The sequence below is a fragment of the Streptomyces mabaensis genome, from assembly GCF_053763515.1.
Map to the genome: position 1 here is coordinate 39,301 of NZ_JBSOPZ010000031.1, position 13,787 is coordinate 53,087.

Consider the following 13,787-nt stretch of genomic DNA (forward strand, 5'->3'; position numbering starts at 1 on the left):
ACCGGGCGTTCCCCCGGGGCCGCGGCTGTGAGCGAAGGAGACCGGCCATGGATGCGGTCCACGCCGACGACGGTCGGGGTTCGGCGAGATGCCAGTGCGTTCGGCGGGTGCGTGCCCGTCCGTCAGTGGAAACCCAGCATGCCGGGCGAGTCGATGTCGACGGCGATGACACCGGGCGGGTAGGCGTCCTCGTTGCCGGTCAGCAGAATCGACATACCAGTGGACTCGGGGCGTGGCAGGGCGCAGTACAGGGCATGGCAGGTGTCGGGGCCGCCGTAGCCATCGCGGATCATCGTGCCGACGCTGACGGAGGCGACCGTGTCCAGAGGATCGACGGCCACGGAGGAGAACGCCAGGACGCGCCGGGCGGTCTCGTGGTCGTCGGCTTCGGCCTGCATCAGGCACAGGGCCGGGATGCGCAGCTGCTCGCCGGGTGTGCGGGCCATGTTGCCCGCGAGGAGGCTGAGCGTTGTGTGGCCGTCAGCGAGGGCCTGGACGGCGCTGGTGTCGAGGATGATCACGTAGCTGTGTCCCGGGCCGTACGGGCCTTCTCTGCGGCGATCTTGTAAATGTTGCCGAGGATGTCGGGGGCCTGGTCGAACTCCTGGTCGCTGATGGCGACGCCGAGCATGCGGCGCACCGTCTCCCGGTCCGCAGCAAGCCGCTCAGCACGTTGCGCGGCGGTCGGATGCTCGGCAGCCAGCACCTCCACCAGCTGTCCGAGGCTCAGACCGCGCTCCTTCGCGAGCTCGGCGAGATGATCACGGGTCTCCCGCGGAACCTGAATCGTCGTCGAAGCCATAGCGCCACTATAAGGCACCTACAGCCCCTCGGCTCTGAGCGGCATCGGGCCGCCCGGAGCAGCGCCTCCCTCGGTGGTTCGCCCCCTGTCGAGGGCGCCGAGGGAAGGCGCGCGGCGGTTCCCCTCGAGGAACGGCGGTCTTGCCCGGTTCGTCTCGAGCCGGCTGCTTCACGGCACGCGCCGGGGATGTGCGGTGCGGCGTCGGGAGCCGGACAGGGCCCTCCAGGTCGAAGGGCGCCGCACAGGAATCCCTTGCGCTCCAGTGCCATCAGCACCGCTTCACCACGGTGGAGACCGCCTGGCTGATGGTGATCAAGCGCAGCGGCGTGAGGGAAACCTTCAGCCGTACCAAGGTCATCTCGGGCGGGCGCAAGGCGTGCCAGGGATGGCGGTGACCGAGGACGCCGTCGCCCAGCTCGGCCAGCGGGTCGTGGAGGCGGTGCGCGCCACCGGAGTGCCGAACTGATCACCCACGACGTGGGGCTGGCCATACTCGGCCCGTTGCAGGAGCTCGACCTCGTCGCGTACCTGCGTTTCGCGTCCGTGTACCGAGCGTCCGACTCGCTCGAAGACTTCAGGCCGCCATCACGGAGCTGCGGGAGCAGCCTGCACTCCCCGGCCCGGCCGGCCGCACCACAACAGACCCACCGGTCGGCGCTGCGCGCCGCCAGCGGACATTCACGAAGGAAAGGACGAAGCCCGTGAGGAAAACGACGCAAGGGCACTCCCGCGCGACCCGGCCCCGACGGATCCCGTGCCTCTGGACGAGGCGAGGTCCCTGCGGAGCCGCTGGGAGGTCGGGGCGTGGCCGCCTCCAGCAGGAGCCGCAGACCGCACCGGCCCGCCGGCCACCGCCCGGGCCCGGACGGCACCTTTTACCAACATCAATTGCCGGCGTCAAGCCACGTATAGCGGTGGCATGACGCGACCTTCCCCACAGGGTTTATTTGAAGCACGGCCCCACCAGAAAAACCCCCAAGAAACACGAGGCCGAAATGAATACCCACCTTTCCCTGCGGGACCAATTCACTTAATACCCGCCATGCCGAATGGAGAATTCCGATGACCCAGCGTTCCTCCTCCCGCCGCATCGTGCTCGCCGCCGCCACCCTCGCCCTCGCCGGCGGCGGACTCGCCCTCCCGGCCACCGCCATGGCCGCACCCGCCCCGCAGCACGCCGTCACCCTCACCCCCATGGACGACAGCGCCGACGGCGTCGGCTCCAGCGGCGATGCCACCGCCGAGACCAACACCGCCGGCGGTGACGCCAGGACCGGCAGCGCCACCTCCGGCAACAACAACGGCTGCCGCATCAAGTGCACCACCGGCGACGCCACCAGCGGTAATGCCGACGCCAGCGCTACCAACACCGGCGACACCATCGCCTCCTCCGGCGACGTCGACGCCAAGGGCGGCATCGTCGACAAGAAGCAGTTCAAGGAAGACCTCAAGAAGAAGCTCGGCAAGTAACCCCCGGGCCGCCCCCACCCCTCGGACACACACCCCCCGGGGGCCGGCCACACACAAACGGCGGATGCCGCAGAAGGCCCCCAACCTTCCGCGGCATCCGCCGCCCACACCAGGCCACGCATGCCCCCCGGCACATCCCGGGGGGCGTGCGTGTGGCCCCAGCCCGTAACTTCCCCCCTCTTTCAGACCCGACTTCAGGCCTTACTCAGGCGCCGCCGCCCGTTGCCGTACCGCCCGTCGCCGTCGCATCCCCACTGACAGCCGTCGCATCCCCGTCATTGAGAGCATCCGCACTCGATGACGCCGCCGAGCCGGTCATGCCGGCGTATGTCGAGGCGGGCGATCCGGTCGGGGCCGGTGATTGGTTCGGGGACTGGCCGTAGCGGGGCGCCCTGCTGCATGGCCTGGTGTGGCGGTCCGAGTTGTGGTGTTGTTCGAACTCGCGCAGTGCGTGGAGAAGATGCCGCTGGTTCCAGAGCAGGGTGCGGTCGAGGAGCTCGTGGCGGCAGGTCTGCACCCGGCTCTCCATGATCGAGTTCATTCTCGGCATCCGTACGCCGGAGAGCACCACTTCGATGCCCGCGTCGGCGAGGACCGTGTCGAAGAGTGCGGGGAACTTCGCGTCGCGGTCAGGCAGCGGCCTTGATCCCGAGGATGGCGAGTTCGCCGTGGATGCGCCGGTAGCCCCACGCGGGATTCTCGCGGGCCAGGCGCAGGACCAGGACGTGGATGGAGCGCACGGTGCGCGGCTGTCCGGGCCCTTTCGGGCGGCATGTGTGGCCTCGGAGATGCCTCATGACGGGTTCGAGCACTCCGGCTACGGCAAAGGACCTGTCGAAGTACGGTCTGGAGGACAACGCCCGCATCAAGCATGTGATGCACTCCTGGACTTGACCGACCGGGCCACACCGCGGTCGTTGGCCGGATCGGTTGTCTCGACGGGTGCGCCGCCGAGACAACCGCTCTGGTCGTGGAGCGGGACAGGTTGAACGCTCTCGCGGTCAGTGGCCTCCGCCGGGCGTCAGACCATGACGTGCTTGACCTGGGTGTAGTCCAGCAGGCCGGCCAGGGAGAGATCACTGCCATAGCCGGAGTGCTTGACTCCGCCGTGTGGCATCTCGGACACGGTGGTGCCGTGGGTGTTCACCCAGACGATTCCGGTGTGGAGCGCCCGGGTTGCCCGCATGGCGCGGTCGTGATCCGCGGTCCACACACTGGCCGCGAGACCGAACCGGACGTCGTTGGCCAGTCGCAGCGCCTCGGCCTCGTCCGTGAACCGCTGCACGGTGACGACGGGGCCAAAGATCTCCTCCTGCACGATCTCGTCATTCTGACGCACGCCGGCGACGACGGTGGCCGCGTGGAAAAAGCCGGGCCGCCGGACCCGTGCACCCCCAGTGACGATCTCGGCGTGTTCCGGCAGGCGGCTCAGCATGGCCTGCACCGAGGCGAGCTGGGTCGCGTTGTTGAGCGGACCGTAGTCGGCGTCCGGCTCGCCCGGTGCGGCGGTGCACAGCTTCTCCGCACAGGCGGCGAACGCGGCGAGAAACGCGGCGTGAACACCGTGGTGGACCAGGAGCCGAGTGGGAGCGGTGCAGTCCTGACCGGCGTTGTAGTACGCGACCGCGGCGAGTTCCGCGGCGGTGGCCTCGATGTCCACGTCGTCGTGGACGATGACCGGGGCGTTGCCGCCGAGCTCCAGATGGACGCGCTTGAGGTCGGCAGCCGCAGCGGCCGCGATCTCCTGGCCCGCCCGGACGCTGCCGGTGACCGCGATCAGCCTGACGTCGTGGTGGGCGGTGAGCGCACGGCCGGTGTCACGGCCGCCGCAGACGACGTTGAGCACGCCCGGAGGCAGGTGTTCGGCCGCGATCCGGGCCAGCAGCGCGGACGACGAGGGCGTGGTGTCGGCCGGCTTGAGCACGGTCGTGTTGCCGGCCGCGATCGCCGGGGCGATCTTCCACGCCGCCATCATCAGCGGGTAGTTCCAGGGGGTGATCTGGGCGCAGACACCGACCGGTTCGCGGCGCAGCAGCGAGGTGCGGCCCTTGGTGTACTCGGCCGCGGCGGCGCCCGGCAGGTTCCGCGCCGCTCCTGCGAAGTAGCGCAGCGTGTCGATGATCGCCGGCAGTTCCTCTGCCTTGAACAGCTCCGGGGGCTTGCCGGTGTCCCCGACCTCCGCCGTCACCAGATCGTCCGCCCGAGCCTCCATCGCGTCGGCGATGCTCAACAGGGCACGCTGCCGTACTGCCGGAGTGGTCGTGGACCAGTACTCGAAGGCCGCTGCCGCCGCCTCGCAGGCGGCGTCCGTGTCGGCCCGGCCGGAGCGAGGCGCACCGCGGTGCACCTCGCCGGTGGAGGGATTGGTCAGCTCCATCACCTCGCCCGAGGCGGCGGGGAGGTCCGCTCCCCCGATGTGGTTGAGCACCGCGTCATCCGTACGGGTCTCAGCCACGGCGCAGCGCCTCACTGGCCGCGGTACGTCCGGTGCGTATGGCGCCTTCCATGTAGCCGGCCACCCACTGGTCGGATCCGCAGACGTAGAAGGGCGGTTCGTGGGTTCCGTGCAGGGGGCCGACGGCCATGACGTCGCCGGGGGTCCACTGGGTGACGTATCCCTGGGTCCATGGGTCGGTGCCCCACATGCGCAGGTACGAGGTGAGCGGCCGGTGAGCCTCCTCGCCGTAGAGTCGGGCGATGTCGGAGAGCAGTTCGCGTTCGCGCAGATGGTCGGGCATGCCGAGCAGTACGCCGTAGCGCTCGGGCGGGATGAGGGCGGAGAGGATCCCCTCGTTCTGCGGCCACGTGCTGCCGAGGATCCCTTCGCATTCCGAGAGGCCGTTGAGGTCGCGGCTGCGCCAGAACGGCTTGTCGTACGCGGCGGCGAACTTGGCGGCGACTGCCTGGCGTTGCCAGTGCAGCGATGCGAGGCGCTCGTCGGAGACACCGGTGACGGTGACCGTGCGGAACGGGCCGACGGGCAGGGCGCTGACGACGGCTCCGGCGGAGAGGGACTCCCCTCCGGCGAGGCGTACCGTGCAGCTGCCAGGCCGTACGGCGATCGCATCAACGGCCGCCCCGAGCCGTACCTGGTCGCCGAGCCCGGCTGCCATGCGCAGAGCCACTGTCGCCGATCCCTCGGCTACCCGCAGGCCCTCCCATGCCTCGTACTCGTAGTGGCCGAGGCCGGGTACGGCGGCGTGCTTGCGCAGGGCGGCAAGCAAGGAGGTCCGGTCGTACGAGCCGCTCGCCAGGGCGAGTTGGCCGATCTCCCAGAGGCGTACGACGGCCGGGGTCGCCCCCTCGGCCCGCAGCCACTCGCCGACGGACAGCCGGTCGAGGGCCGCGGCGTCGGGGTGGGACCACGGATCGTCCGGGTCGACGGTCCGGGCAAGCGCGGTGAAGACGGCGGTGACCCGCAGGTGGCAGGCTTCGTCGCCGGGGCCGAACCAGTGCGGCGGGTCTCCGGCGGAAACTCCTTCCGGGGTGGCGCGGGCGATGGCTCCGGGCTCGGCGACATAGCTGGGGATGAGGGTGAGGCCGAGTTCCGCGGCCAGGGCGAGGTAGGCGGTGTGGGCCCGGCCGACCACTTCACCGCCGAGCTGGACGAGACGGCCGTCGGGGAGTTCTGCCTGTTCGACGCGTCCGCCGACCCGGTCTCGGGCCTCGAGGACGAGCACGTCGGCTCCGCCTGCGGCCAGGTCCCGTGCGGCGGCGAGCCCGGCGAGGCCGGCGCCGAGCACGATGACGTCGTGGTTCATGGGATGTTCCTTCGGTCTGAGGAGGACTTCCGGCGCGGGGGGCCCGTCAGTCGAGGACCAGGCAGTGTTCGGGTTTCCAGCCGATCTCGACGGCTTCGCCGCCGCTCCAGCGGTCCTCCATACGGGAGCGGGCGGTGTTCTGCTCCAGTACGGACACGGTGACGCCAGGCGCGAGTTCGATGAGATATGTGGTGGTCGGGCCGGAGTAGACGGTCTCCCGGACCACTCCACTCACCTTGGCCATCCCCGGCTCGAAGTCGGAGAGCCAGATCTTCTCGGGCCGGATCGAGAGACTGACCGCGCTGCCGTCCGTGACACCGGCGCGGGGGCCGACGGGGAGGGCGGGGCCCTGCTCGATGAGGACCTCGCCACCGCGGTAGGTACCGGCGACGAGGTTGGAGGTGCCCATGAAGGAGGCGACGAAGCTGCTGGCCGGGCGTTCGTAGACATCCTCGGGCGTGCCGCACTGCTCGACGCGGCCCCCGTTCATCACCGCCACCCGGTCCGACATGGTCAGCGCCTCGTCCTGGTCGTGGGTGACGAACACGAAGGTGATGCCGATCTCGCGCTGGATCTGCTTGAGCTCGACCTGCATCTGGCGGCGGAGTTTGAGGTCGAGGGCGGCCAGCGGTTCGTCGAGCAGCAATACCTGGGGGCGGTTGACCAGTGCGCGGGCCAGGGCGACCCGCTGGCGCTGGCCGCCGGAGAGGGTACCGGGCTTGCGGTCGGCGAAGCCGCCGAGCTGTACCAACTCCAGCATCGTGGCGACCCGTTCTCGGATCTCGGCACGACCGACGCCCTTGCGCTTGAGACCGAAGGCCACGTTGTCGGCGAGCGAGAGATGGTCGAACAGGGCGTAGCTCTGGAAGACGGTGTTGACGTTGCGCTTGTTGGGCGGGAGGGCGGTCACGTCTTCGCCGCCGAGCAGCACGGTGCCGGCGGTGGGGTCGGCGAAGCCGCCGATCATCCGCAGCGAGGTGGTCTTGCCGCAGCCCGAGGGACCGAGGAGGGAGAAGAACTCGCCGGGGGCGATGTCCAGGCTGACGTCGCGGACGGCGTAGGAGTCTGCGTACCTCTTGCTGACGCTGTCGAGCCGGACGGCGGGGGTGGCGTCCGTCGTTGCCATGTCTGTCGTGGTGGTGGTGGTCGTTGTCACGGGTGTCACTTCCCGGAGAGCAGATCGAGGCCGCCGCGACGGCCGAACAGACGCGGGATCGCAAGCGCGAGGGCGATCAGGCCGATGGATCCGGCGAGCATCAGGGTGCCGACGGCGTTGATGGTGGGCTGCACGCCGAACCGGATCGCCGAGTAGATGCGTACGGACAGCGGCTGAGGGTCGACGCCGGTGGTGAAGTAGGCGAGGACGAAGTCGTCGAAGACGAGGGCGAAGATCAGCACCGCGGAGGCGAGGATGCTGGGCAGCAGGGCGGGCAGGGTGACCAGGCGCAGCGACTGCCAGCGGGTGGCTCCGAGGTCCATCGCGGCCTCCTCGACCTCCGGGTTGAGGGCGGCGATCCGGGAGCGCAGGATGACCGTCACGTAGGAGATGGAGAAGGTGATCTCGGCGAGCATCACGGTGCCGGTGGACAGGGTGATGCCCATGCCCTTGAAGAGGAGCATCGCCGCGACGCCGGTGACGATCTCCGGGGTGATCAGCGGGACGAGCATGACCAGGCCCGCGAAGGAGCCCAGGCGGCTGCGGCTGCGGACCAGGCCCAGGGCGAGGGCCACTCCGAGGATCAGGGAGCCGGCCATGGCCACCAGGGACACCCGCAGGCTCATGCCGAGCGAGTCGAGCAGGACTTCGTCGCGGAAGAAGGCCGAGTACCAGCGGAGGCTGAAGTCCTGGAAGACGGTGAGGGATTTCTGGGAGTTGAAGGAGAAGAGGACGACGACGCCGATGGGGAGGTAGAGGAGTGCGAAGAACGCGGCGGTGACGGCGACGGCGAAGCGGGGACTGCGGTCGGCTCCACGGCGCCGCGGTCGAGGTGCCCGGCGGAGGGCCTGGCGGCGGTCCGTACGTGGGGCCGGGGCTCGGGCCGGGGCGGGGGCGGGGCGGCGTTGCGGCTTGAGGGTCGGGCGGAGTGTCATCGGGTCGCCTCCGCCTCGTCCTTGCGGGTGCGCCGGAGGTAGCCGAGCATTCCGATGAACAGGACTGCCATCAGGAGCATGGTGAGTGCCGAGCCGAGCGGCCAGTTCTGGCCCTGGAAGAACTTGTCCTGGATCAGGTTGCCGATCATTATCTGGTCGGGTCCCCCCATGAGCTGGGCGCTGACGAAGTCGCCCATGGCGGGCAGGAAGACCAGGACGCAACCGGCCGCCGCTCCCTGCCGGGTGGCGGGAACGGTGACGAAGAAGAACGTCCGCAGCGGCCCTCCGTAGAGGTCGCGACCCGCCTCGATCAGCGAGGTGTCCATGCGCTCCAGTGCCGCGTACAGCGGAATGATCATGAACACGACGAAGCCGTAGACGAGCCCGGCAATGACGCCCACGCCGGTCTGGAGGATCTTGGTGCCGCCGTCGGCGAGTCCGACGGCGCGCAGCGCTTTGAGCAGCGGGCCGTCGTCGGAGAGGACGACGGACCATCCGTACATCCGCACCAGGTAGTTGGCGAAGAACGGGACGACGATCGCGGCGATCAGCAGGTTCTTGAAACGTCCTCCGCGCAGAGCGATGGCGTACGCGACCGGGTAGGCCACGACCAGGCAGATGACGCAGGTGAGCAGCGCGTATCCGAGGGAGCGGAGCAGCACGGCCCGGTACGCGGGATCCGCCAGCGCAGTGATGTTCTCGAAGTTCAGCCCGAACTGCGGGTTGCCCAGCGGGTCGGTGGTGCCGAACGCGAGGGTGGCCACCAGCAGGAGTGAGGCGAGGAGGAAGCCGGTCATCCAGAGGGTGCCGGGGATCATCAGCCAGGTCCACAGCCGCGCGCCGGAGGCGGACGGTCCGGTGCGGGGACGGGACGCCCCGGGTCGATTGCGTCGTGCCATGTCAGCCGGCCTTCACATGGGTCCAGGCGGCGTCGCGGGCCTGTTCGCCCTTCGAGGTGCCGTTGCGGAAGTAGAGGTCGTCCTTGAGGTCGTCGGCGGTGACGAGGCAGTCGGGGAACGGCTCGACGAGCGCGGTGTAGGTGTCCTCGCTGCCGTGGACCGGCATCGGATAGCCGATGTATTCGATGTTCTTCTTCACGTTCTCCGGGCGGAGCATGTAGTCGATGAAGAGCATCGCCGTGCCGGGGTGCTGGGCGTTGGCGGGGATGGCGTAGCAGTCGGAGTTGACCGGGGCGCCCTCCCGCGCGACTTCGAAGCCGAAGACCGAGGGATCCTTCGCCTGGGCGAGCATGGCCGCCATGTCGCCGCTCCAGGCCTGGGTCATGTTCGCGTTGCCGTTGAGCAGGTTGTTGTAGCTGTCGCTGGAGAAGCCGCGCAGATGGGGGCGCAGCGAGCGCAGCGTGTCGGTGATGCGGTCCAGGTCGCCCGCGTCGGCGGTGGTGAGGTCGAGACCGAGCTTGAGCGCGCCCAGGCCGAGGACTTCGTCGCGGTCGTCGAGGACGAAGACCTTGCCCTTGGCCTTGGCGTTCCACAGGTCGTCCCAGGAGCCTGTCAGGTCGTCGCCGAGTCGGTCCTTGCGCCAGCCGATGCCGGTCTTGTACATGGTGAACGGAACGGTGTGCGCCGAGCTGGAGTCGTACCAGGGGTCGGCGAAGTAGTCGTAGTGGGCGAACACCGCGTCGGCGTTCTTCAGCCTCTCGTGGTCGATCCTGTGCAACTTGCCCCCGGTAGCCAGGCGCTCCGCCCATTTCGCGGTGGGAAAGATGATGTCGTAGCGGTTTCCGGCGTTGAGTTTGGCGGCCATGCCCTCCATGGAGTCGAAGTTCGACTGGATGACCTTGACGCCGTACTCCCTCTGGAAGCCCTCGAAGACGGCCGGGTCAACGAAGTCGGCCCAGTTGAAATAGACCAGGTCGCCGTCGGGCTTGACGTCGATCGGCGCTTCCGTGACCGCTATGTCGGCCGGCTTTTCGGTGGCGAATCCGCAGCCGGCGACGGTGAGGCCGAGGGCCGCAGCGGTGCCTGCGCGCAGGAGGGAGCGTCGGGAAACTGAGGGTGCCTCGGGGGACATCGGTGGTCCTCTCCGTAGGGGCCGCAGGGGGACGGCAAGGGAACGGGCAGTGCAGGGCGGGGCTGGGGCAATGGGTGCACGTATGCCCTGACTCCGTGCGGGGCGGGGGGGTCGGGGGGACGGTGCGGGGCATAACGGCTCGGGCGGATCACTGGAGCGGGAGCGGCTCACTGCTGCGCACCGTCGAGGTCGGCTCGTACACGGCCTGCGAACCAGCCGACCGCCGACTCACGGCGGGACAGCGGCCCTGGTTCGAAGCCCGGCGTGGTCAGTCCTTTCTGTACCCGGGCCACCAGCTCGGCGTCCTCGTCGTTGGTGATCCAGCCGATGTGGATGTTGAGCCGCCGGGCGAGGCGGGTGCGCAGGCTGGTCCCGCGGCGGGTGTAGAACGCGCCGGGTACGGCCACGCGGTCCACGGCCGTCGGGATGGCGGTCCAGGCAAGCACATGGTCGGGGTAGAAGTCGAGGAGTGTGTTGGGGTAGATCACCGCATACCGCCAGACCCTGCGGTCGGTTTCGGTCAGTCCAGGCATGGGGGCGGCGATGCTCTGGTACAGGCGTTCCGCCCAGTTCGAGGACGGCTTGTCCCGCAGCGGCGAGGCGAACAACGCGTACGACTTCTCGATCTCGCAGGTGTAGCTCTGGTAGTCGAGCAGCCGCATCAGCCCGGGATGGGCGACCGGAACGTGGTAGCCCTCGAGATAGTTGTCGACGGCCACCTTCCAGTTGGCCTGCTGGACCTCGGCACCGACCAGGTCGTGGATCCGGCTGCGGCCGACCGGCACCAGATCGGTTCCGGCGTAGTGGCCGACCGCTTCAGCAAGGCCGGCGCACTGCTCGGCGAGCGGTACAGCGTCCGGGTTGAGGTTGACGAAGACGAAACCGAGGAACGACTCGACCCGGACGGAGAACAGGCCGAGCTTGGGCTTGTCCAAACAAGGGATCTGCCGGGCCTCGGGAGCACCGACCAGGCTGCCGTCGAGCTTGTACGTCCAGCCGTGATACGGGCAGCGAATCGCCTTACCGGCCGGTTCTGGGGCGGTGACCAGGCGCGTTCCGCGATGGCGGCACACATTCAGGTAGGAGGCCAGCCCACCTGCCTCGGTCCGGACCACCAGTACCTCGCGGTCGGCGACGGTGGCGGCGAGCCGGGCACCCGGTCCGGGCAGATCGGATTCATGGCACACGAGCTGCCAGGACTTGGCGAAGATGCGCCGGGTCTCCGCGGCGGCCGTGTCGGGGTCGGTGTAGAAGCGGGCGGGCAGGGCCTGCCCGGGACTCTCCTGGTTGAGCTGGTTCAGCGGTGCTGCTGGGGCTTCGGGCTGCATCGGCTGACTCCTCCATGCCGCACGGGGCGATCGGTGTTGAGGCGGCCCAAGGGCGGTCGGCGGACCGTTGTCGAACCAACTCTCCCGCGCTAACTAATTGGTCAGTTAGCCTGATGAGGTATTTCCGCAGAGTCAAGACTTGTGCGTTGACTAATTGGTTAGTTAGCGTAGTCGCCATCGCTGCTCGCCGCGATTCGTCGTTCTCGTCGAACCGGACGCCTGCAGCCTCCTGGACGCCTCACGCCCGGGTCCGTATCGCAATGTCCCCGTCGCACGGCATCGCACCGCCGGCAGGCAGCCAAGGGCACGGCTCGTCGCCACTCGGCTCACTGCAGCCCACGGTCGGGCCGTGCCTGCTCCCCATCCCCTCCCGGAGGCACGCATGAGCGGTCGTCGGAGTCTGGTCTGGCTCGGGCTCACTCCTGAACCGGAACGGGAACTGCCCTCCACCGTTGCCGCCCTGCGCACCCTTGTGCCGGGAACGGCCGCAGCACCACCGGAACTGACGGCCGCCGAGCGCCGGCGCGTGGAGACCTTGATCCTGCATGGCAGCCGGCGCAGCTGGCTCCGCTATCTCGCCGAGGTCACCGCCCTGGTGACCAGCGTCGCCGACGGCTCCAGCCCCGGCGACCGGCAGGCGGCACTGCTCGCGGGAGAAGTCGTGCTCGACCACCACCGCATGCTCATCGGCCTGCCGGGACCCGGATACGACCGGACCGCGGCGGACCGCACGGCCCTCGAAGAAGCGGTACGCACCCTGCGCACCGCCGTACCCGTACCCGACGAACCCGATGGAGGCCGAGGATGACCGGGACCCGATCCCTGATGCCGGGACTGCTGGGCACCCTGCTCGGCGCCGCGCCGGAGGTGACCGAGACGGCCGAGGCATACCTCGCCGCCGGTGGCTACCGGGATGTGACCGGCCCGGACGTGCTGCTCAACCACATCACCGCGACCGCTCTGCGCGGGCGCGGGGGCGCAGGATTCCCGGCCGCCGTGAAGCTGCGGGCCGTCCGCGACGTCGGCGGCGTGCCGGTCGTGGTGGCCAACGGGGAGGAGGGCGAACCAGGCTCGGCCAAGGACCGCTGGCTGCTGCGGGCCAGGCCGCACCTCGTCCTGGATGGCCTCGCCCGCGCCGCCGCCATCACTGGCGCCGTACGGGGATACGTGTACCTCTCCGATCCGGCAGCGGGCGAACGCGTCCGCCAGGCCCTCGCCGAGTGGAGTCCCCCACTGCCCGTCGAGGTGATCGAGACCGGGCGCAGCTATGTCGCCGGCGAGGAGACGGCGGTGGTCCGCAGGATCAACGGCGGGCCGGCCTTGCCCACCGCCAAGCCACCCCGTCCGTACGAGCAGGGCATCGGCGACGAACCGACCCTCGTCTCCAACGTCGAGACCCTCGCGCGTATCGCCCTGATCGCCGCACGGCCGGACCTGCGCCGACGAATCGCCCGCTCCACCCTGGTGACCCTGTCCGGCGGGACCGCTACGCCGGTGCTCGCCGAGGTTCCGTACGGCACCGCACTGCGGACACTGGCCGAGGCACAGGGCACTCCCGACGCGACCGGGGCCCTCATGGGCGGACTGTTCGGCGGACTGATCGGGCTCAGCTCCCTCGGCCTCGCGCTCGATCCCGACACGCTGGCCGACGCGGCGACGGCCCTGGGCTGCGGAGCGATCCGCTTCCTCGCCCCCGGCGAGTGCCCGGTGACGACCGCAGCCAACGCCGTCGGCCATCTCACGGCCGAAAGCGCACAGCAGTGCGGCATCTGCGTGGCCGGCACGGCCTCGATCCGCGGCACCCTGCACGCTCTGACCGCAGGCACAGCCGGACCCGATGCCCTCTCCAAACTCCTCCGATGGTCCTCCACCCTGCCCGGGCGTGGCGCCTGCGGCCTGCTCGACGCCGCCGCGGGCACGGCAGGAAGCCTGATCCGCGCCTTCCCCGAACTCGTGCAGTCCCACCTCGACAGCCCTTGCCCCGCATGCGCCTTCTGTCCTCCCGACGGCGGTCGCCGCCTCGCGGTCGCCGTACCGGAGGTCGCGGGCTCGCCCCCGCACACTGCCCCGCTGCCCGGTCCTTCCCCGGTGCCCTCGCTGAAAGGAACACCGTGAAACTCCTGCTGGACTCCACACGCTGCCAGGGCTACGGCCTCTGTCAGGAGCCTGCTCCTGACCTCGTCGAGCTCGATGAATGGGGCTACGCGACCGTGATCGCCGTCCCGGTGCCGTCCGGCAGCGAGGCAGCGGCCCGCGCCTGTGCCGAAGCCTGCCCCAACTCCGCACTCCGGCTGGAGACGTGAC

13 protein-coding genes and 2 pseudogenes are annotated in these 13,787 nt (G+C 69.6%); 5 read left to right on the top strand and 10 right to left on the bottom strand.

Annotation, left to right across the window (positions count from 1 at the left end):
• Positions 1-122: 122 nt before the first annotated feature.
• Both ACWV17_RS25115 and ACWV17_RS25120 read right to left on the bottom strand, forming a co-directional pair.
• Positions 123-521 carry a hypothetical protein gene (locus ACWV17_RS25115; RefSeq protein ID WP_455361497.1) on the bottom strand — a complete coding sequence of 133 codons (399 nt, stop codon included), beginning with the start codon at positions 519-521 and terminating at the stop codon, positions 123-125.
• Positions 518-802, bottom strand: a complete 285-nt coding sequence (locus tag ACWV17_RS25120) for a hypothetical protein (RefSeq protein ID WP_455361498.1) — start codon at positions 800-802, stop codon at positions 518-520. The genes ACWV17_RS25115 and ACWV17_RS25120 overlap by 4 nt, the downstream gene beginning before the upstream one ends.
• A gap of 275 nt (positions 803-1,077) precedes the next feature.
• On the opposite strand from ACWV17_RS25120, the pseudogene ACWV17_RS25125 reads away from it, so the two are divergent.
• Both ACWV17_RS25125 and ACWV17_RS25130 read left to right on the top strand, forming a co-directional pair.
• Positions 1,078-1,464 (top strand): annotated as a pseudogene (locus ACWV17_RS25125) (ATP cone domain-containing protein); the annotation flags it as partial.
• Positions 1,465-1,864: 400 nt separating this feature from the next.
• Positions 1,865-2,272: a hypothetical protein gene (locus ACWV17_RS25130; protein ID WP_455361499.1), complete on the top strand. Its 408-nt coding sequence runs from the start codon at positions 1,865-1,867 to the stop codon at positions 2,270-2,272.
• Between the two features lie 275 nt (positions 2,273-2,547).
• Here the strand turns inward: ACWV17_RS25130 and ACWV17_RS25135 are convergent.
• The 8 genes and pseudogenes from ACWV17_RS25135 to ACWV17_RS25170 form a co-directional block, all read right to left on the bottom strand.
• A pseudogene (locus tag ACWV17_RS25135) lies at positions 2,548-3,045 on the bottom strand (integrase core domain-containing protein); the annotation flags it as partial.
• Positions 3,046-3,293: 248 nt separating this feature from the next.
• On the bottom strand, positions 3,294-4,727 hold the full coding sequence (locus ACWV17_RS25140) for an aminobutyraldehyde dehydrogenase (RefSeq protein ID WP_455361500.1): 1,434 nt from the start codon (positions 4,725-4,727) through the stop codon (positions 3,294-3,296).
• Positions 4,720-6,033, bottom strand: a complete 1,314-nt coding sequence (locus ACWV17_RS25145; protein ID WP_455361501.1) for a flavin monoamine oxidase family protein — start codon at positions 6,031-6,033, stop codon at positions 4,720-4,722. Before ACWV17_RS25145 ends, ACWV17_RS25140 begins: the two co-directional genes overlap by 8 nt.
• A gap of 46 nt (positions 6,034-6,079) precedes the next feature.
• Entirely contained in the window at positions 6,080-7,159 is a 1,080-nt protein-coding gene (locus tag ACWV17_RS25150; RefSeq protein ID WP_455361502.1) for an ABC transporter ATP-binding protein, read from the bottom strand.
• 35 nt (positions 7,160-7,194) lie between these two features.
• Entirely contained in the window at positions 7,195-8,124 is a 930-nt protein-coding gene (locus ACWV17_RS25155) for an ABC transporter permease (protein ID WP_455361503.1), read from the bottom strand.
• Positions 8,121-9,023, bottom strand: a complete 903-nt coding sequence (locus tag ACWV17_RS25160) for an ABC transporter permease (RefSeq protein WP_455361504.1) — start codon at positions 9,021-9,023, stop codon at positions 8,121-8,123. The genes ACWV17_RS25155 and ACWV17_RS25160 overlap by 4 nt, the downstream gene beginning before the upstream one ends.
• 1 nt (position 9,024) lies before the next feature.
• A complete protein-coding gene (locus ACWV17_RS25165; RefSeq protein WP_455361505.1) occupies positions 9,025-10,155 on the bottom strand; it encodes a polyamine ABC transporter substrate-binding protein in 1,131 nt (376 codons plus the stop codon).
• Between the two features lie 167 nt (positions 10,156-10,322).
• Positions 10,323-11,483: an aromatic ring-hydroxylating oxygenase subunit alpha gene (locus tag ACWV17_RS25170; protein ID WP_455361506.1), complete on the bottom strand. Its 1,161-nt coding sequence runs from the start codon at positions 11,481-11,483 to the stop codon at positions 10,323-10,325.
• Positions 11,484-11,865: 382 nt separating this feature from the next.
• On the opposite strand from ACWV17_RS25170, the gene ACWV17_RS25175 reads away from it, so the two are divergent.
• The 3 genes from ACWV17_RS25175 to ACWV17_RS25185 are packed head-to-tail and all read left to right on the top strand — an operon-like array spanning position 11,866 to position 13,786.
• Positions 11,866-12,291, top strand: coding sequence for a hypothetical protein (locus tag ACWV17_RS25175; RefSeq protein WP_455356905.1), 426 nt, complete (start codon positions 11,866-11,868; stop codon positions 12,289-12,291).
• The gene (locus ACWV17_RS25180) at positions 12,288-13,598 is read left to right on the top strand and encodes an NADH-ubiquinone oxidoreductase-F iron-sulfur binding region domain-containing protein (protein ID WP_455361507.1); all 1,311 of its coding nucleotides are present in this window, start codon (positions 12,288-12,290) and stop codon (positions 13,596-13,598) included. The genes ACWV17_RS25175 and ACWV17_RS25180 overlap by 4 nt, the downstream gene beginning before the upstream one ends.
• A complete protein-coding gene (locus ACWV17_RS25185; RefSeq protein ID WP_455356907.1) occupies positions 13,595-13,786 on the top strand; it encodes a ferredoxin in 192 nt (63 codons plus the stop codon). Before ACWV17_RS25180 ends, ACWV17_RS25185 begins: the two co-directional genes overlap by 4 nt.
• The last annotated feature ends 1 nt before the right edge of the window (position 13,787 follow it).

What these genes read in the sequence shown, in the direction of transcription:
- ACWV17_RS25120 (WP_455361498.1), bottom strand. Translation starts at nt 802, where the DNA reads ATGGCTTCGACGACGATTCAGGTTCCGCGGGAGACCCGTGATCATCTC.
- ACWV17_RS25130 (WP_455361499.1), top strand. Translation starts at nt 1,865, where the DNA reads ATGACCCAGCGTTCCTCCTCCCGCCGCATCGTGCTCGCCGCCGCCACC.
- ACWV17_RS25145 (WP_455361501.1), bottom strand. Translation starts at nt 6,033, where the DNA reads ATGAACCACGACGTCATCGTGCTCGGCGCCGGCCTCGCCGGGCTCGCC.
- ACWV17_RS25150 (WP_455361502.1), bottom strand. Translation starts at nt 7,159, where the DNA reads ATGGCAACGACGGACGCCACCCCCGCCGTCCGGCTCGACAGCGTCAGC.
- ACWV17_RS25155 (WP_455361503.1), bottom strand. Translation starts at nt 8,124, where the DNA reads ATGACACTCCGCCCGACCCTCAAGCCGCAACGCCGCCCCGCCCCCGCC.
- ACWV17_RS25160 (WP_455361504.1), bottom strand. Translation starts at nt 9,023, where the DNA reads ATGGCACGACGCAATCGACCCGGGGCGTCCCGTCCCCGCACCGGACCG.
- ACWV17_RS25165 (WP_455361505.1), bottom strand. Translation starts at nt 10,155, where the DNA reads ATGTCCCCCGAGGCACCCTCAGTTTCCCGACGCTCCCTCCTGCGCGCA.
- ACWV17_RS25170 (WP_455361506.1), bottom strand. Translation starts at nt 11,483, where the DNA reads ATGCAGCCCGAAGCCCCAGCAGCACCGCTGAACCAGCTCAACCAGGAG.
- ACWV17_RS25175 (WP_455356905.1), top strand. Translation starts at nt 11,866, where the DNA reads ATGAGCGGTCGTCGGAGTCTGGTCTGGCTCGGGCTCACTCCTGAACCG.
- ACWV17_RS25180 (WP_455361507.1), top strand. Translation starts at nt 12,288, where the DNA reads ATGACCGGGACCCGATCCCTGATGCCGGGACTGCTGGGCACCCTGCTC.